At 54.2% G+C, this 18,710-nt stretch carries 17 protein-coding genes; 4 read left to right on the top strand and 13 right to left on the bottom strand.

Translation table 11 applies throughout. The annotated features are described in order from the left end of the window. Positions 1 to 41 precede the first annotated feature (41 nt). Together ACUY4S_RS10635 and dcuR are read left to right on the top strand one after the other, a co-directional pair. Entirely contained in the window at positions 42 to 1,658 is a 1,617-nt protein-coding gene (locus ACUY4S_RS10635; RefSeq protein ID WP_458021898.1) for a sensor histidine kinase, read from the top strand. Continuing rightward, positions 1,655 to 2,374, top strand: coding sequence for a two-component system response regulator DcuR (gene dcuR / locus ACUY4S_RS10630; protein WP_458021899.1), 720 nt, complete (start codon positions 1,655 to 1,657; stop codon positions 2,372 to 2,374). Before ACUY4S_RS10635 ends, dcuR begins: the two co-directional genes overlap by 4 nt. On the opposite strand, the gene ACUY4S_RS10625 is transcribed toward dcuR, so the two are convergent. Next, entirely contained in the window at positions 2,355 to 3,317 is a 963-nt protein-coding gene (locus ACUY4S_RS10625; RefSeq protein WP_458021901.1) for an FAD:protein FMN transferase, read from the bottom strand. The two genes, dcuR and ACUY4S_RS10625, sit on opposite strands and share 20 nt — an antisense overlap. Positions 3,318 to 3,395: 78 nt before the next feature. After that, positions 3,396 to 6,176, bottom strand: coding sequence for a flavocytochrome c (locus ACUY4S_RS10620; RefSeq protein ID WP_458021903.1), 2,781 nt, complete (start codon positions 6,174 to 6,176; stop codon positions 3,396 to 3,398). Positions 6,177 to 6,814: 638 nt separating this feature from the next. On the opposite strand from ACUY4S_RS10620, the gene ACUY4S_RS10615 reads away from it, so the two are divergent. Both ACUY4S_RS10615 and fumA read left to right on the top strand, forming a co-directional pair. Then, complete coding sequence (locus ACUY4S_RS10615; protein ID WP_312689316.1) at positions 6,815 to 8,326, top strand: anion permease; 1,512 nt, start codon at positions 6,815 to 6,817, stop codon at positions 8,324 to 8,326. A 51-nt stretch (positions 8,327 to 8,377) separates the two neighbouring features. Continuing rightward, positions 8,378 to 10,027, top strand: coding sequence for a class I fumarate hydratase FumA (fumA, locus tag ACUY4S_RS10610; RefSeq protein ID WP_458021905.1), 1,650 nt, complete (start codon positions 8,378 to 8,380; stop codon positions 10,025 to 10,027). A gap of 105 nt (positions 10,028 to 10,132) precedes the next feature. On the opposite strand, the gene ACUY4S_RS10605 is transcribed toward fumA, so the two are convergent. The 11 genes from ACUY4S_RS10605 to ACUY4S_RS10555 all read right to left on the bottom strand — a co-directional run bounded on the left by ACUY4S_RS10605 (position 10,133) and on the right by ACUY4S_RS10555 (position 18,704). Continuing rightward, positions 10,133 to 10,378 (bottom strand): hypothetical protein, encoded by a 246-nt coding sequence (locus tag ACUY4S_RS10605; protein WP_458021906.1) that lies wholly within the window; start codon positions 10,376 to 10,378, stop codon positions 10,133 to 10,135. Between the two features lie 2 nt (positions 10,379 to 10,380). Next, positions 10,381 to 10,761: a hypothetical protein gene (locus ACUY4S_RS10600; protein ID WP_312689313.1), complete on the bottom strand. Its 381-nt coding sequence runs from the start codon at positions 10,759 to 10,761 to the stop codon at positions 10,381 to 10,383. A gap of 64 nt (positions 10,762 to 10,825) precedes the next feature. Next, a complete protein-coding gene (locus ACUY4S_RS10595) occupies positions 10,826 to 11,350 on the bottom strand; it encodes a hypothetical protein (protein ID WP_312689312.1) in 525 nt (174 codons plus the stop codon). Between the two features lie 39 nt (positions 11,351 to 11,389). Next, positions 11,390 to 12,487 carry an Ivy family c-type lysozyme inhibitor gene (locus ACUY4S_RS10590; RefSeq protein WP_458021907.1) on the bottom strand — a complete coding sequence of 366 codons (1,098 nt, stop codon included), beginning with the start codon at positions 12,485 to 12,487 and terminating at the stop codon, positions 11,390 to 11,392. Positions 12,488 to 12,592: 105 nt separating this feature from the next. After that, on the bottom strand, positions 12,593 to 13,138 hold the full coding sequence (locus ACUY4S_RS10585) for a hypothetical protein (protein ID WP_458021908.1): 546 nt from the start codon (positions 13,136 to 13,138) through the stop codon (positions 12,593 to 12,595). Positions 13,139 to 13,154: 16 nt separating this feature from the next. Beyond that, entirely contained in the window at positions 13,155 to 13,547 is a 393-nt protein-coding gene (locus ACUY4S_RS10580) for a DUF4150 domain-containing protein (RefSeq protein WP_007371701.1), read from the bottom strand. Between the two features lie 9 nt (positions 13,548 to 13,556). Further along, positions 13,557 to 14,162, bottom strand: a complete 606-nt coding sequence (locus ACUY4S_RS10575) for a DUF3540 domain-containing protein (RefSeq protein ID WP_312689307.1) — start codon at positions 14,160 to 14,162, stop codon at positions 13,557 to 13,559. Further along, complete coding sequence (locus tag ACUY4S_RS10570; protein WP_458021910.1) at positions 14,159 to 15,244, bottom strand: pentapeptide repeat-containing protein; 1,086 nt, start codon at positions 15,242 to 15,244, stop codon at positions 14,159 to 14,161. Before ACUY4S_RS10570 ends, ACUY4S_RS10575 begins: the two co-directional genes overlap by 4 nt. After that, a complete protein-coding gene (locus ACUY4S_RS10565; protein WP_458021912.1) occupies positions 15,241 to 17,781 on the bottom strand; it encodes a DUF2169 family type VI secretion system accessory protein in 2,541 nt (846 codons plus the stop codon). Before ACUY4S_RS10565 ends, ACUY4S_RS10570 begins: the two co-directional genes overlap by 4 nt. Before the next feature lie 80 nt (positions 17,782 to 17,861). After that, complete coding sequence (locus ACUY4S_RS10560) at positions 17,862 to 18,242, bottom strand: hypothetical protein (protein WP_458021913.1); 381 nt, start codon at positions 18,240 to 18,242, stop codon at positions 17,862 to 17,864. A gap of 84 nt (positions 18,243 to 18,326) precedes the next feature. Beyond that, positions 18,327 to 18,704, bottom strand: a complete 378-nt coding sequence (locus ACUY4S_RS10555; protein ID WP_458021915.1) for a hypothetical protein — start codon at positions 18,702 to 18,704, stop codon at positions 18,327 to 18,329. Positions 18,705 to 18,710: the final 6 nt, after the last annotated feature.

The following is an 18,710-nucleotide window of genomic DNA, read 5'->3' as shown; positions in this document are numbered from 1 at the left end:
CGGCGATAATAGATACCTCGTTGTTAATAATCGGGTTTGTTATGAACGATTTTGCGTCCGCCGCCGTGAAGCCCCGTAAGCGACCGATGAAACTCAGTACACGGGTCACGCTAATGGTCTGCAGTGTCACCGGTTCAGTACTGTTGCTGGCCTTTGCTTTGTGGTTCTGGCAGATCAGCAATGCCACGCGTGACGGCGTAAAAGAGACGGCGCTGGCCGTTGCCCGCACGCTTGCCGATGCGCCCGAAGTCAAGCGTGGGCTGCGTTTGCCCCCGAACAGCAATGTGATCCAACCGCTGGCGCAGGCGGTGGCAACGCGTAACGATCTGCTGTTTGCGGTGGTCACCAATATGCAGGGCATTCGTTATTCTCATCCCAATACCGCGATTATTGGTCAGCATTTTATTGGCAACGATCTGGAGCCCGCGCTAAAAGGCAATGAAAATGTGGCGGTTAACCGCGGCGTGCTGGCGCCGGCATTACGCGTGTTTACCCCCGTGTATGATGACAACCATCAGCAAATTGGCGTGGTGTCGGTTGGTATCTCGCTGAGCAAAGTGGACGAGCAAGTCAGTCGCAGCCGCTGGGCAGGTATGTGGATCCTGCTGTGCAGCGCGCTGATTGGCACCCTCGGCACCTGGCAGTTGGTGCGCGTGCTGAAGCGGATTTTACTCGGTCTGGAGCCGTATGAAATCTCTGCCCAGTTCAAGCAGCGCCAGGCGATGTTACAGTCATTAAAAGAGGGGGTGATCGCCATTGATGCCGATGGTCGCGTCACGCTGCTCAACCACGCCGCGCGGCAGATGTTGCTCGGCAATAATGCCGCCGGTGAAACCGGGCACGGCCCGTTGATGGCTGAACTGCTTGAAGTGCTGAAAACGGGCCAGCCACGTCAGGACCGGGAACTGGGGCATAATGGTTTGCTACTGCTGTGCAATACCGTACCGGTGCGCAGTCAGGGTGCGGTAATTGGTGCCATTAGCACCTTCCGCGATAAAACCGAAGTTAGCCAGTTGCTGCAACGTCTGGACGGGATGGTGAATTATGTTGACGCCCTGCGCACCACTTCCCATGAATTTATGAATAAATTGCATGTGATCCTTGGCCTGCTGAATATGAAAAGCTACGACAAGCTCGAGGGTTACGTGCTGCAAACCGCGCAGAATTACCAAACTGATATCGGCGCGATCCAGCACCGTATTAAATCGCCGGTGGTGGCGGGTTTCCTGTTAGGAAAAATCAACCGCGCGAAAGAACGCGGGTTTACGCTGACCCTGGCCGATGAAAGCCAGGTCCCGGAGAACCCTAACGCCCGGCAGGTGACTGTGCTGGTCACGGTGCTGGGGAATTTAATTGAAAACGCGCTCGATGCCATGAGCCAGCAGGCAGAAGGCGAAGTCAGCCTGTTACTGCATTATCAGAATGGCTGGCTGATAGGCGAGGTCAGCGATGACGGGCCGGGCGTTGAGCCGGAGCATATCGGGATGATTTTCCGTAAAGGATTTTCAACCAAAGGCGATAACCGGGGTGTGGGGCTGTTTCTTGCCAGCCAGCAACTTAGCGAACTTGGCGGCACGTTATCCGTTGAGTCAGAACCCGGCGTATTCACCCAATTTTTTGTCCATCTCCCCTGGGATAGTGAAAGGAAGACCGCGTGATAAATGTATTAATCGTTGATGATGATGCCATGGTAGCCGAACTGAACCGGATGTATGTGACACAGATACCCGGTTTCCAGTGCTGCGGCACGGCATCTACGCTGCGTCAGGCCGGGGAGATGGTGAACGATCCACGGCTGTCCATCGATTTAGTCCTGCTGGACGTTTATATGCAACAGGATAGCGGCCTTGATCTGCTGCCGATCCTTCGCGCCTCGGGGCGTGCCATCGACGTGATAATGATCACTTCAGCCGCCGACGCCAACACCATTCAAACCTCGCTGTATTATGGCGTGGTTGATTACCTGATTAAGCCCTTCCAGTTCCCGCGCTTTGAAGAAGCCTTGACCACCTGGCGCGAGAAACGCAAGCAGATGGATGCCCAGCCCTATTACGAGCAATCCGACGTTGATCGCCTGCTGCATGGCAACGCACCGGAAGTGGCCGACACGCGTAAGCTGCCGAAAGGGTTAACCGCGCAAACGCTGCGCACCATTTGTCAGTGGATTGATGCCCATCCGGGCATTGAGTTTTCTACCGATGAACTGGCCAGCGCGGTAAATATCTCTCGCGTATCCTGCCGTAAGTACCTGATCTGGCTGGCGCAAATCAATATTCTTTATACCACCATTCACTACGGTGCAACGGGGCGCCCGGTGTATCGCTATCAGTTGATTGCCGAGCAATACAGTCTGCTTAAGCAGTACAGTCAGTAACCCGGTAGCTGTCGTCCGTTTGCGTAAAGCGGAATTGCCGCTGCGAAGAGAGGATAATGTCGCGGTTTTTGGTCACGAAGATCGCGTCAATGTCCTCACGCTGGCGAAGCGCAGCGCACCCCTGCTCCACGCCCATTCCGAACAACAGGGTGGTCCAGATATCGCCATCAAGCGAGTCGCTGGAAATCACGGTCACGCTGTCCAGCTCATTCTCCAGCGGGTAGCCGGTGCGCGGATCGAGAATATGGTGCCAGCGTTTGCCGTCCTGCTCAAAATAGCGCTCATACGTACCGGACGTCACCACCGATTTGTTCACAACATCGATCGTTCCCACCAGCGCGTCTGCCCCGGCGAACGGTTTTTTCACGCCGATTGTCCAGGCGCCGTGTGGCGTGCCGAGTGTCTGTACATTACCGCCAAGATTGATCAACGCTTCACTCACGCCTTGCTGGTGAAGGTCATTACGTACGCGATCAGCAATAAAGCCTTTAGCAATCGCGCCAAGATCGATCTCCATTCCCGGTTGCGCCAGAAACACGGTGCCGGCGACGTCATCCAGCACCACGTCTTGTGGGCGGGTAATACGCAAACGTGCAGCAATATCACTGGCGGCAGGCACGCGGTCACCCTGAAAACCGATGCGCCACAGTTTCACCAGCGGACCAATCGCCAGATTAAATGTGCTATTTGGCCATACGCTGGCGTCCCTGGCACATTTGATCAGTTCATATACCGGGCGGCTGACATGAACCGGATGACGCCCGGCCGCGAGGTTAATGTCCATCACCTGCGAGGGTGTGCGATTAACGGTAAAAAGATCTTCGTATTTTTTGATTAACGAAAACACGCGGGAAGCAAGGGCTGGATTGGGAGAAAAGAGTTTTAGCAGGACAGGTGACCCCATCAGAACCGCAGAGTAACTCCAGACAGGATTATCAGACATCGGTTTCTCCTTACGGACTGGCTGACGGCGCGTAAACATTCAGGCCTGCACATGGCAGGCCTGAAGTGTAGCACGATGTTAACTGCGTTTTGCGCGAACCGCAGCCTGATGCCCGGCAAGGGTACCGAAGATGATGATATCGGCCACGGCGTTACCCCCTATACGGTTACCGCCATGGATCCCGCCCACCACTTCCCCTGCTGCATAGGCACCGGGGATCACCTGCCGGGCGGTATTCAACACTTCGGTCTGGGTGTTGATTGTCACCCCACCCATGGTGTGGTGCACGCCAGGCGCAATCTGGATTGCGTGGAACGGGCCTTCGTTGATCGGCGCACGTAGCGCGGTGGTACGACCGAAGTCGTCATCATGCTGTTTTTCCACAAAACCGTTATAACGCTCCAGCGTGGCAAGAAACGCATGCATATCCATACCGAGTTTGTCCGCCAGTTCGCGCGGTGAGCTGGCGCTGGTCACAAACCCGCGGGCAATGTACTCGTCGGCCGCTTTGTTTTTGGCTCGAACATGCTCATCAAACACGATGTAGGCGTAATGCTCTGGCAGTGCGATGATCGCCGCGGAGACTTTATCGCGGGTCGACATCTCGTTGAAGAAACGGTTGCCCTGCTGGCTGACCAGAATGGCACCGCCACCGCGAATCGATTCTGAAATCAGATAAGAGGTATTCTGCTCAACCGTCGGGTGGATCTGAATTTCCCCCATATCGACGGTGCCTGCACCAATACGTTCCAGCAAGGCGATGCCGCTGCCGGTCGCGCCTTTATGGTTGGTGGTGACAAAGCCTTCCAGATCAGGACGATATTTAACCACCATCGCACTGTTGGCGCTAAAGCCGCCCGTGGCGACGATAACACTTGTCGTCTGCACGGTGATGCTCTCTTGCTCATCGGTCAGCAGTTGCACGCCGCTCACTTCCCCTTCGCTAAACAGAATGTCGTTTACGGAGGTGTCCAGCATCACATCAATGCCGCGTTTGGTCACGTTGCGCACCAGACCGCTGATCAGGTAGCCCCCCACAGCCGACCCGTCACGCGGGCGGTGCGTACGGTCAATGCTCATGCCGCCAGTGGTGGTGATGTCGTTGAGCATAATGCCGCGACACGCAAGCCACTCAATCGCTTCTGGCGCATTTTCAACAAAGCGTTGCAGCAGCGCCGGATTGTTTTTGTTGCCGCCGCCTTTCAGGCTTTCCTGATAAAACAGTTCCTTGTTATCCTGAATCCCTTTCACGCGCTGGAAGCGCGTTTCTGCGGCGTTCATCCCGGCAGACGCTTTAATGGTATTACCGCCGATGGTCGGCATTTTTTCCACAATCAGTACGCTGGCACCTTCGTCATGCGCCTGAATCGCTGCCGCCAGCCCGGCGCCGCCGCTGCCTACCACCACGACGTCATAGCTTTTCGGGCCAGAAGGTGCGCCGCCCTCTTCCGCGACCCGCGCTTTACTGGATTTGATCATCGCCTTCGACACGGCTTTTTTCACTGCTTCACTCTGGCTGGTCGCGCCGGAGATGGCATCAACATGTGGAGTATTGGCGTCAAGAATACGGCCGCGGATCTCTTCAAAACTGCTGGTGAATTCCACCGTTTGCACCGGGCTGGAGGCCAGTTCAATATCGACAATGCGGTCGGTTTCCAGGCTGACGTTGAAAACCAGTTCATTCACATCATCCAGCACCGTTTCAACGTACACGCCGGGTTTGAATTTCGCCGCGCCCATGCTCATATCGCGGATCATCGCTTCTACCAGCGAAAAACGCCACAACGGCTCAGGAATGTTCAACGCTTCACGCTGCGTGCTGTCGATGAACAGCTCCAGATTCTCACCGCTGGCAATACGCGCAGCCCAGTCAGGATAGGCAATGCAGGCACGCCCGACGGCCATCAAATCGTAGCCGTGATCCAGTCCCTGCTCAGCATCTTCGGCGTTAACTACGCCGCCAACGCCCATTACCGGCACCTGCGCCAGCGTGTCGGAGCGCAGAGCGCAATATTTATCGATCAGTGGCGTAGGATCGCAGGTGTCGTTAATAGAGGAACGCAGTGCCGACCCGACAGAAAAGTGCAGATAATCGACACCGCGCGCCGCCAGTTTTTCCAGCAGGAACAGGGTGTCGTCAAAGCGGATACCCGGGACTTCCAGCTCCTCCGGAGAGAAACGGTAGCCAATAATAAAGGCGTCATCGGCATACTGGCGGGCCATTTTGTGGGTGATGTCCAGTACTGCCAGCGGAAATTTCGCACGGTTGTCGCGGCTGCCGCCCCACTCGTCGTCACGCTGGTTAGAGTTTGGCGAGAAAAATTGTTGAATTAGGTAGGTGTTGGCACCGTGAATTTCGACACCGTCGAAACCGGCCAGAATGGCGCGGCGAACCGCCTCACCGAATTTCACCACCATTGCTTCAACTTCAGCCGTGGTCAACGCAACCGGGGTCGCTGCACCCTCGCGTGGCGCGGCAATGGCGCTTGGAGCAACCGGCGTGCGACCGCCAATCAGCTTCGGCTCTACCATGCGTCCGCCGTGGTAAATCTGCAGCAGCGCTTTTGAACCTTCCGCTTTAATGGCCGCGGCAATTTTCGCCAGTCCGGCAATTTTTTCATCATTATCAATGCCGATAGCGCCAGGAAATGCCAGACCAAGATCGTCGACAAAACAGCACTCAACAATAATGGCGCCAATACTCCCGGCACGGACACGATAATACTCCACCAGCTCACTGGTGACCGTACCGTCGAAATATCCGGTGCAGGTGGTCATGGGCGCCATTAACAAACGATTTTTCAGTTCTGCGCCATTCGGTAATGTAAAGGGGCTGAGAATGCGTTCGTTGCGGGTCATAATAAAACTCCAAAGTCTTAAAATTAAAATTCAGAATTCGGTGACGGATATTATTTCTGGTTATGTTTCTTTATCCTTATGTCATGTATTTAATATACCGAGAATTTTACTTACCAAATTAATTACGTTAGTTAATAAACTATTTAATACCCCACATAACACAGCTACCTCCAGCGTATTATCATTTTTAAATAAAGCATTCACACACCATTAATTACCCGTAACATCATGATTACCACACCAATAAATGAAACGTCTTTTCACTATTAAAAATAACGATTAATTTCAACAATATAAATTAAACAGTCACTTTAATGAGATTTATTATCAGTACAATTAATTAACATTTAGCGGTTTTTTAACCCGATAACCCCATAACTCTATGTGGGTATCAAAAGCATTAAAAAAAGCGCTCGCCTTTTCATTTTTTTGATCTCAATCAAAGGTATTATTGCGTGTGAGAGCAATATAGAAATACAAAGATTTTTTAATTTAACGCGTATAGATTGGCGTTAAGTAATCGCACCCGGAATAAAAAAGCAGGCGTTTAATAACTAAAAAAAGCTTTTGTAACTAAATTAACCGAAGCCACTGTTCCTCAACGACAACGAATTTTTAACTACTTGTAGATGCTCATTATGAAAGAGAAAACAACAACCGCACCGTCTGCCAGCGCAGCCAGTGCAAAGGCTGGAAATAAAAACCGCCTGCTAATGATGGCACTGCCGATCGTGGTGGCAGTACTCCTGCTATTTGTTCCTGTCCCTGAAGGTTTGCCCCCTTACGCCTGGCATTACTTCGCCATCTTCGTTGGCGTTATTGTGGGTCTGATTTTCGAACCGTTACCCGGCGCGGTGATCGGGATGACCGGGGTGGTGATCATCGCCCTGTGCAGCCAGTGGGTGCTGTTCAGCCCGGAACAACTGGCTGACCCGAAATTCAAAATGGCCGGACAGTCTTTTAAATGGGCGGTCAGTGGTTTCGGTAACTCAACCGTCTGGCTTATCTTTGGCGCCTTTATGTTTGCCGCCGGTTACGACAAAACGCAGTTTGGCCGTCGTCTGGCATTGATTCTGGTGAAATATCTGGGTCGCCGCAGCCTTACGCTCGGCTACGCGATTACCTTCGCCGATCTGCTGCTGGCACCGTTCACCCCGTCTAACACCGCACGTAGCGGCGGGACAATCTACCCGATTATCGCCAACCTGCCGCCGCTGTATGGTTCCAAACCGAACGATCCAAGCGCGCGCCGCATCGGCTCATATCTGATGTGGGTGGCGATCACCGCTGCCTGTATCACCAGCTCCATGTTTCTCTCCGCTCTCGCGCCGAACCTGCTGGCGCTGGCGCTGGTGAAAAGCACGGTGGGCATTAGTATCTCGTGGGGTTCGTGGTTTATCGCCTTCCTGCCGCTGGGGGTGCTGCTTATCCTGACTATGCCGCTGCTGGCCTACTGGTTCTACCCACCGGAAGTGAAGGTGAATGATGAAGTGCCGCTGTGGGCGAGTCGTGAGCTGGAAAAACTGGGCAAAATGTCCCGTAACGAAATCCTGCTGCTGGTGTTTGTCTGCTGCGCGCTGCTGATGTGGATTTTTGCCGCCGACTTTATCGAACCTGCACTCGCGGCGCTGTTAGTGGTGGTGCTGATGCTGTGGACCGGCGTACTGACCTGGAATGACATCACCAGCAACAAGCCGGCCTGGAACACCTTCGTCTGGTTCGCCACCCTGGTTGCGCTGGCCGATGGCCTCTCGTCTACTGGCTTTATCGCCTGGCTGGGTAAAGAAGGTGGCGTGTTGATGGGCGGTATCTCTCCGGGGATGGCGACTATCGTTCTGCTGCTGGCGTTCTACCTGCTGCATTACCTGTTTGCCAGTACTACCGCGCACACCACGGCACTGCTGCCAGCCATGCTGACCATTGCCGCCACCATTCCTGGCATCAATATGGAAGTGGTGGTGCTGGTGCTGTGCACCTCGCTCGGCGTGATGGGTATCATCACCCCATACGGTACTGGCCCAAGCCCCATTTACTACGGTAGCGGCTATCTGCCAACAAAAGACTACTGGCGTCTGGGCACCATCTTCGGCGCGATCTTCCTCGCTGCCCTGCTGTTGATTGGTTATCCGTGGATTTCCATGATGTTCTGATTCATAACCGTCGGGCTTTCCCGGCGGTTTTATTTTATGGAGTAGAGAGCTATGTCGAACAAACCCTTTGTTTATCAGGATCCGTTCCCGCTGGCGAAAGACAATACGGAATATTACCTACTGAGTCGCGAACATGTTTCGCTTACCGATTTTGATGGTCAGCCGGTCCTGAAAGTTGAACCCGAAGCGCTGACGCTGCTGGCGCAACAAGCGTTCCACGATGCGTCATTCATGCTGCGTCCGTCCCACCAGCAGCAGGTAGCCGCTATTCTGCACGACCCCGAAGCGAGCGAAAACGATAAATACGTTGCGCTGCAATTCCTGCGTAACTCCGAAATCGCCGCCAAAGGCGTGCTGCCGACCTGCCAGGATACCGGCACCGCAATTATTATGGGGAAAAAAGGTCAGCGCGTGTGGACCGGCGGCGGTGATGAAGCAGCACTCGCGCGCGGGGTGTATAACACCTATATCGAAGATAACCTGCGCTACTCGCAGAACGCGCCGCTGGATATGTATAAAGAAGTGAATACCGGCACCAATCTGCCCGCACAGATCGATCTGTATAGTGTGGATGGCGACGAGTACAAATTCCTGTGCATTGCGAAAGGCGGCGGTTCCGCCAATAAGACGTATCTGTATCAGGAAACCAAAGCCCTTATCACGCCGGCAAAACTGAAAAACTACCTGGTCGAAAAAATGCGCACCCTCGGTACGGCAGCCTGCCCGCCTTACCACATCGCCTTCGTCATCGGCGGCACCTCAGCGGAATCCACGCTGAAAACCGTGAAGCTGGCGTCAACCCGTTACTACGATGGTCTGCCGACGGAAGGGAACGAGCATGGTCAGGCATTCCGTGATGTGAAGCTGGAACAGGAACTGATGCAAGAGGCCCAGAACCTGGGGCTGGGCGCACAATTTGGCGGGAAATATTTCGCCCATGATATCCGCGTGATCCGCCTGCCACGCCACGGTGCATCCTGCCCTATCGGCATGGGGGTTTCGTGCTCTGCCGACCGTAACATCAAAGCGAAGATCAACCGTGAAGGTATCTGGATCGAGAAGATGGAGCACAATCCGGGGCAGTACATTCCGGACGCGCTGCGCCAGCAGGGCGAAGGCAATGTGGCGAAAATTAATCTCAATCAGCCAATGAAAGATATTCTCGCCCAGCTTTCCGCCTTCCCGGTTTCGACGCGTGTATCGCTGAATGGCACCATTATTGTGGCGCGCGATATCGCCCATGCGAAACTGAAAGAGCTGATTGATAACGGCGAACCCCTGCCGCAGTACGTTAAAGATCACCCGATTTACTACGCAGGCCCGGCGAAAACGCCGGAAGGCTATGCTTCGGGTTCACTCGGCCCCACCACCGCGGGTCGCATGGATTCGTATGTGGATCTGCTGCAATCGCATGGCGCGAGCATGATCATGCTGGCAAAAGGCAACCGCAGCCAGCAAGTGACCGATGCCTGCGCCAAACATGGCGGCTTCTATCTGGGAAGTATTGGTGGTCCGGCAGCTGTACTGGCGCAGCAGAGCATTAAGAGCCTTGAATGCGTGGCGTACCCGGAACTGGGAATGGAGGCGATCTGGAAGATTGAGGTGGAAGATTTCCCGGCGTTTATTCTGGTGGACGATAAAGGCAATGATTTCTTCCAGCAGATTCAGAACAAACAGTGCGCAGGTTGTAACCAGCGCTAAGTAAAAACAAACGGCGGGGAAACCCGCCGTTTTTTATGCCAATAATTAACAGTATGCCGTCGACGAACGCCATGGTACGTCACTGCCGGCACGGTGGTTTCCACTTTATTGCCAGTAATTAAGAAACTCCTGCCACATTTTCTGTTCCGATTCAGAAGGCGCTGAGAAGTCCCTGAACGTCTGGCGGTAGTGCATGAAATGCCTGTCAATGGCGCGGATGGTGACGGTCTGATGCGCCCGCGATCCCTGTAACAGCGCACGCATGGCCGCAAGGCTTTGCGGATCGCGGATCATCTGCGTAAACCAGGCTTCAAGGTAGTCGAGATCCTGTTGCCAGCTGCGCGTGTTCATCTTCAGCCCACGCTACGCCCTTCCGGCGCACATATGCCTTGCGCATTAAGATATAACTGCACCGGTGAAAAGCAGTCATCACACAGCGTAACCAGTTTTTGCCGCAGCTTCAGGCTCAATTGTCGGTCGTTTTGTTGTTTTAATGTCTTGTCGCGGTCAACAATGATCACTTCAGGGGAAAAGGTGAGCCCGAGCGCGATCACATCCTCTTTTTCAAAAAGGTAACTGAGCTGCCGGGTCGCCACTCCATTATCCATTTCGAGCACCGTAACGTAGCAGAACTGGTAGTCGCCTGGCGGGCAGCCCTGTTGCGCCAGCGCTTTTACTTTGCACGAGACGCGGGTCCATTCCGCTTTTTTATGCAATGGGCAGAGCATTAACATAACGTGATCCCTTATCAAAACGGACTACAGCGCCAGGCGATGACAATGACTGGCTGTTCAGCGCTTAATCATCATCAAAATTGATATTGATGCTATCGACCTTCCCGCTCACCACCGAGAAAGCGAGATGCTTATTGTTAAACGAATAACTGATCCATTCACTTCCGTCGCTGTTATCGGTTTCACCGGGGCCATAGCTGTTGATAATGGCCTCTTTTGTGCTGCCAGGACCTACACCGCGCGCGGTGCGCAGCGTCGGGCTGTGCAGGGTGATCTGCCCGATAATATAGCTGTCGACGCTTTTACCCTGATCATCCCACCACAGGTTGGCGCTATAGATGTCGAAGCCATCAAAGTTATGACGGTAAAACTTGTAACTGGCGTCGCCAAACGGAACTTCACCAACAAAACCGTCGTAGGTGGTTTCCCCTAAAGAGGCGCTAAGCGCATCATTCCACGCCTGGCCCAGTGCAACAGTCTGTTGATTCAGCTGTACAGTAAAATCGTGATCGCTCAGGGGAGCTTGCGCTTGCGCGATGCCTGAAACGGCCAGTAACAGCGAGACTGAAACGAGAAAACCTTTGGTCATAACCTGCCACCGTTGAAAGTATGTTACTGAGATAAGGAATTATTTAAGCCAGTTTGCCGGTTGATTGACCAGAATTTTCTCGCCCTGCAATACCACCAGCTGCGGCGGCGCATAATTTACCCGGTAGGTGACATTACCATTATTGAACTCTGCGCCAATGACCTGACCGACGCTACCCAATAGTGTTTTCCCTTTCAGCGTGATCTGGCTGCGGTCGCTGTTACGCGTTCCAATATAGTCCACGCTATCGCAAGGCGCGGCAAACTCACCGCAGTTATTACGGATAGCAATAGTGAACTTATTGGTGCTCAACAAACGGGTTGATGCGCCTTTATGTTCCGGCGTTTTGACCAGCGTATAGCTTTCAGGCGCATAATACTCACCGCCAACGGGTGGCTGCGTCATTCGCCACTGCATCTTGTCGCCTGTTATCACGACCTCAGCCTTGCCATTCATACCGCCAAAGGTGGAATTAAAGGTCAGCATCGCACGGTTATTGGCGATCTCGCCATGCACATTCGTGTCGCCCTGCTCCGGGCAATCGATCCGGTTGCCCTGCCGGGTAATAAAACAGACGGTGCCGGAGAGCTGGTTGCCCTGCTGCGTTAACCTCAGGGTGAAGGTGGAAGCATCCTGATCTGCGCCTTGCCACATCCCACTAAAATCCAACGCTGCTGGCTGTGGTGCTGCCAGCAAAATCTTATCCTCGAAGCGGCTGGCCCATTGCTGGATATCGCGATTGATGGCCTGCTCAGCACTGTTGGTTCGGTAGTAAAGCTGGTTGCTGTCAGGTGATATCCATGCTGCAAAAAGCTTACCATCAGGATAGAGAATAAAAACCGAGGCGTTTTCCTGTGCTAAGTGTTGTAACCAGCCTTCAACCATTAACCCGCCGTCGGCGGTGTATTTGGGCTCGCCGTAAACATCATAGTTAAGGATAAAGGCATCGTATTCATTGCCGAGCAGGCTTTTCAGTTGCGCTTGCACCTCTTGATTGTTGGCAATGCCTGCCACTGTTTGTGGTTTATCGTATTGATTCAGCGCTACCGTCGCCGACGCGCTGCCACAGCAGCCCAGCAACATGCTGACCACCAGCGCAGAGAGTAACCACCGTTTACCTTGCCCCGTAACGTGCATAATTCGCCTGTATCCTTATCGTCTTATCGACACCCGAGATTGCTGAAAAATTAGCCATCTCGTTGTTTGATAATATTTTTTTGCCATAGTACCCGACTCGCGCCGTTACCTGACGCTACTATTTGTGGTAGACATCTCGTCGGAGAAGTCGCGGATAGCGATACTTTTCAGGCAGGAGGGCTCCGATTGCGAAAAACCCAGGCCAATCGCGTTGCCTTTTTTATCGATCGGCGCCACCCAGGAAAACGTCTCGTTGATCGATTCGCCGCGCGGCACCCACATCAGTTTTAAGCCGGGGAACTGGCGTTTCGCCTCGTCCACCGCAATACAGGTTTTTTCCACATCAAACGTCACAATGGCAATCTGCTGCGGATTGCCGTAAGCCGTACGAATAATGATATTATTGATGCCTGGCCCGCCCGGTAGCGTAAGCGCGCGGGCAGTTAATCTGTCGGCAAAGTCGGGATTGATCCGGGTGACGGGCGTTTTCATGATGGCATTGAGCGAATCAGGCGCAGCCCCAATAGTGCCCTTTATCTGTTCAGCAAACTGCCAGAGCGGTTGCGAATCAGGGTGTTGAGACTGCGCCGAACAATAGCCAGAAGTCATCGCCAGCGCCAGCGCGGTGAGTAGGCTTTGGGTCTTCATCATATTTTCTGAAAACCACCTAGGGTGCCAGCATCAGCACTTTGAACTGGCTCGGCACAATCCGCATACCAATCGCGTTGGTGGAGTTTTGCAGACTGACACTGGTTAAACGGGTGGCGGGCGTGCCTTTCAGCAGCACGGTAAACGCTCCGGTCAGATGCCGTGATGGCCCCATCACCGTACCGGATGCCACTCCGGTCGCAACGCCCGGGTTATCGCCGTTGGTCAGTGGCGTCACGGTCGCCATATTGTGCGCGGGCATCCCCATAAACAGAATATTGAGCGCATTCGGTATAGCGGTTGGCCCCAGCGCAATGTCCGGATACGGAATCGGCGTCGGCGCGGGCATCGGGGTCAGGCAGACATCCGGAAACGCCAGATCCACCCCCATTAACTGACAATTTGCAAACATAATGCTCCCTCACCCCATGTGGATCTGTTCAGAATCGACTTTGGTGATCGCCTTCGAGGTGATCACCGTGTTATGTGCATGCATGCGCAGATAATCTTCGGCTTTTATATCCAGTTGCCCTGCGCGCACCTGTTCAGTCTGGCGCGTAGTGCGGAACAGGCTCTGGCTGATTTGCGTGACCGTCTGCCAGACCGACTCGGCCCGCTTACCCACCACGCGCGAGAGCGTGACCCAGGCGGAGACGCGATCGCCACTGTAATTCATATCGCTGATATGACAGTCGCCTTTGCTGGCGCTGACTTTCAACGCTTCACTGCTCAGACTTAAAGCTCCGCTGCTGCAAATATGCAGATCGCCCGGCACGCTCAGTTCCGCACATTGTGGGTTAGCGCGCTCCAGCACGGCCAACAACCACATCTGGTTATCCACCCCGCTTATCAGTACGGTGTCGCCAGCCTGTGGGGCGATAACACAGCTGACTGCACGTCGACAGTGCCAGCCGCGCCCTTCACATTCCACCATCAGACTGCCGTCTTCAAAACCGTGGGTGACGCGGGCGGAGAATTGACCAGCAGGCATCGCCGCCAGCGCCAGTTGGTGATTAATCTTGGTCATGCTTTGTCTCCATAAATTCGGCTTTGGCGTTCTGCGCTCCAGGCTTCTGCCGCCAGTAGCTCTTCGTCGTACTCAAGGATGCCTTTGCGATCGGCAAAACGCGCCCCCTCCTGGCGGGCACGATGAAAACGGGTTCGGGAAAACGCCGCACCGCGAAAATCCGCTTCGCGTACATCGGCCCCGGAAAAGTCACCGTAGGTAAAATCGCACAGCGTGAAATCAGCCCGCTCTGCACGCACCCGCTGCAGAACACTCTGGAAAAAACGGCTCTGTTTAAACGAGGCCTGCTGCAGTGTTGCTCCCACAAATATCGCCTGATCAAACAGGCTGGACTGCGCGTTCGCACCGCTGAGGTCGGCTTCCATAAACAGCGCCTGGGTGGCGTTAACCTTGCGTAACAGCGCCTGTTTAAGCGATGCGCCTTTGAAATTGCACTGTGTCAGTTGCGCGCCGGTAAAATCGGCACCATCAAGCTGACTGTCGGTAAACTGGCAGCCGGTAAACTGCTGCTGCGCGTAGTTTTTCCCACGCTGATCGCAATTAAAAAAAACGGCCCGTTCAAACTGACTACCGCGCAAGTCGGTCTGCCGAAGATCGATGCCATAAAATGTGGTCAGCAAGTAATGGCTGTTGTCGAGTTGCGCCTCATCAAGCGGGGTTTCAAACAGCATAGTGCGATCGAAGCGGGAGTGGCTGAACTGGCTTTTCCCCAGCGGGCTGCGCATAAATTGTGTGGTATCAAAGGTGCAGTGCGAAAAGTCGCTACCGCTTAGCGTGCATTCATTAAACACACAGCGCACCAGCGTGGTGCCGCGCAACGTGGCTTGCGGCAGTTCACACTGGTTAAACACCGTTTCCTGCAACTGCGCCTCGCAGAGCGTGGCCCGGTTTAACATACATTCGGTGAACACAGTTTCGGTCAGGTTTGCGGCCTGCAAATTTGCCCCCTGAAGCGACACCTCCTGAAAGATCCCGCCGGAAAGGTCGCAGCCCCGCAGGTCGCAACCGTCGAGGTTGACCTCTGCTACCGCTTCGCCGCCTTTGATTTTCTGTTGCAGCTCTGCCGCGGTTAATGCGCTCATATCACTTCTCCATCACGCTTCGGCAGGGTTTTTACCCGTTTGGTATAGGCATCGTGAAAAAGGGTATGCGTGTCCGTCAGCGACTGTGACAGATCGGCGCGAAACAGATTCACGCCGCTCAGATCGGCACCCTCAAGCCGACTTTTTTGCATCATCGCGCCCATCAGGTTGGCATCGTTAAAACGCACGCGACGAAAATCCGTGCGCATAAACAGGCTGCCGGTCAGGGTGGCACCGCGAAAATCGGCACCTTCGCACTGCGCTTCGCTGAGATCGCTGTTATCCAGCCGCGCGCGGGTAAATGCCGCGCCCGTTAGCACCGCCTGGCGCAGGTTACTTTGCTTCAGGTGCGCACCGGTAAAATCGGCAGTGGCCAGCGTCCCGCCAGACGCGACAGCACAGGTCACCAGCGTTGCGCCGGCAAATATTGCCTGCGACAGTTGGCTTTCCACCCATGAGCAGCTCTCAAGGTGCGCCTGCGCGAAGCTGGCGCTCTGCAGTTCACATTTAATAAAGCTGCTTTTTATCATCCGCGCATGGCTAAAGTCCGGCTTCGGCAATGTCAGCTCCATAAACACGCAATTATCAAGCTGTGCGTGGTGGAACCGGCAGTCACTGAATCCTGTTTCACGTAATAACAAGCCCACCATATGGGCGTGGCTGAAGTCACAAGCCTCAAATAACGCCCCGGTGATGTCGGTTTCGGTAAACGTGGCGCCGTAAAAGACCGTTTCATGGCATTGCGCAAGCGCCAGGCTGGCATTGTTAAAACAACAATCGCGTAGTGACGCCCCTGTCAAATCCGTGCGCGCCAGCATTGCCTGCGTGAAGTCCGCGCCATCGAGCTGACAATCGCGCAAACTGGCGCACTCCAGCAACGCATGGCGAAAATTCGCACCACGCAGATCCAGGCCAGAGAAGTCTGCCCCGGTGAGATCCAGGCCGCTGAAGTCCCCGCCCTGGGCCAGGGTGCGTTCTGCCCGCTGGCGAATGATCAGCGCGATATCCCCGGTCAGTTTAATCGCGGGGGGTTGTTGCGCTACCGACATCAGGTAGAGTTTGTGCAGTGCTTCGCGGCTCTGTGCCAGTTTCTTGTCGCTGAGCTGGCTGTTATTACGCGCCAGTAACTCCTGCATACGCAACATGGACTCCGGGCCGCGGGGTCGGTTATCCTGCGCTGCGATTTCCGGATAGCGAGCCTCCATTTCGGCTTTACGCACCTCGGCCTGCTGCTGCATCTCAGCGGCTTTACGCTCCATCTGCTCAATAAATTCAGGCAGATCTTCAAGTTTCGGCATAGCCGGTTCTTCGAAAGGCTCCAGCATTTCACTGACGTCATGGCCCTGTGCTTCAAGCCGGGCACGATGCTGTTCACGTAATTGCATGGCGCGGTTGTACTGGTTTTCCCGCATCGGGCTGGGCGTTTCCTGCACCTCGCTGTCGATCCAGGGTCCAATCACCTCTTCCGGCAGCAGATCCTTTTCACGAAAGGCAAACAAGGCCCCTTTTTCTTTATCCAGCCGCTGGGTCAGGACTTTTCGGTAGTGGTTAACGGAACGCGTCGCGCCGGTTTTCTCCAGTGCCGGCATCAGTTGCAACACGTCGGCAGCATCATCTTCATTGATCCGCTGGTTGCCCTGCCAGATCAGCACCATCTGTTCCATGTGCGGAAAAAACCACACCGTGGTGGCGCGCAATCCAATCTCTTCAAACAGGATCTCATCGCCGCGCTGGCGTTGTATAAAGCAGCGCGCCTGCCACGGGGGTAGTGTCCCCTCCTGCAGGTGTTTTTGCGGGTGCATATTCCAGATACGCCATGCCGCCTGCGGCGGGAGAGTATCGCGATCCTCCCACCACTGATCGGGGCTGGCTGCGTTAAACACACGCCAGTCGATGTCTGGCGCAAAACCCGGGAAATCATGTTGTAACCAGTGCGCGTCGTAATTTTTGCCCATGCGACGAAAGCGACGCGGCCACGTCAGATCCAGCGGCCCGAAACCGGCCGGCTCAGGTTTTGCACGCGGTGAGAGAATGCGATCCTGTAGCGCTTCGATATTGGGCAAGCGACGGTATTGCGTACCGTTATGGTTTTCTACCACCGCGCCAATGCCATGCGGGTTTTCTTCATAACCTTCCCCGCCGTAAGCCCGGCTCCAGTCAAGGCGCATTTCGTCAAAGGGCTGCGCGGCCGTCGGGCGCGATCCCGCCCAGTACCGATCGCCGGTTACCGCCAGGGTCTTGCCCAGGTTGTCGACCTCAACGCGTACCGCACAGGCGGTTTTATCCTGCTGGTGATGCGTATAGGCGTAACCGGTGGCCAGGAACTCGGCCCGGGCTTTCGGCATGGCCATATCAAGTACACCACCGCTGGTTTGCAGTTCGCTGGCGGCCAGTTGCCACAGTTCTATTTCGGGTCGGAGTTGTGGCGTAGCGCTCATATCGGCAAGCGCCAGTACCGAAACGCCCAGATGGTTTTGCCCCCGCAGACGGAACGGTCGATTCAATACGCTCAGTCGCAGCGGTTTAATAATCTTCATATTACGTCCTTAGGAAGATTAATCTTATGCGTGTGCAGTTTACGAAGTGTAATGCGCGTTTATATGACATCACGGCATTATCACGAGAAATGAATATGGGTAACAGCAAGTCGGGGAGGCCTGTCCGTACTGTATTTCACCGTAATCGTGATGCCTTTTTTAAGCTTGTGGATTTGGTCCGGCTCAACTATTCCACGGGCGCACCACTGTTGATGAATATTATTAAGGCTGGCACTGAAGAAAAAATCATAAAAATAGTCGTCGCCAAATTTTGTCTCAGTGCGTTGCCATGTTTCGGCCAGCGTGGTGATCGTTTCACCCTGCCATGAATCGCGTAATTTCCAGTCACGTATCCGGGTCAGCGATTTTTTATCTCCCTTCAGCGTTAACCACATCGGCACCAGCGCCAGTACGCTCAGCGCAATGCCAATCACCAACGGGTACTCAATCCATACCGACATAAACATCCTGCAGAAAAGTTATTTTTGACGGGTGCGTCAACGGCACGCTCACCTACGCGAACCAGAAAAAGACGTCATGAGCCATTACGCAGAAAGAATGGTCGGCAACAGCAGTTTATTTTTTTCCGGATCGTGACGGCAGTAGCTTACTGGCACACTGGCACCCACGTTGTAGTCATACAACTCCATGGTTTTCAGCGTCGCCTCGACATTCTTATTGCCGAAGCTTCTCCCCTTTTCATCGACAAATTCATAGTCCATCTGGACACAAACGATACCATTCGCCGTGGGTGTACCGGGTACGATGCGGGTGACTCGCGCGTCGATATACACCGGGTCGGTATCAATGATCTGTTTGAGAGCCCCCTCTTTTTTATTGCGAATTGAGGACTGGACTATCGCCAACACAATCCCCAGCGGGAAGATATAAACAAGGTATTTAAGGTAATGCAGGTATTCCATTATCAT

The organism is Kosakonia beeri, from assembly GCF_054165705.1.
This window is presented reverse-complemented; position numbering and strand designations above follow the sequence as displayed.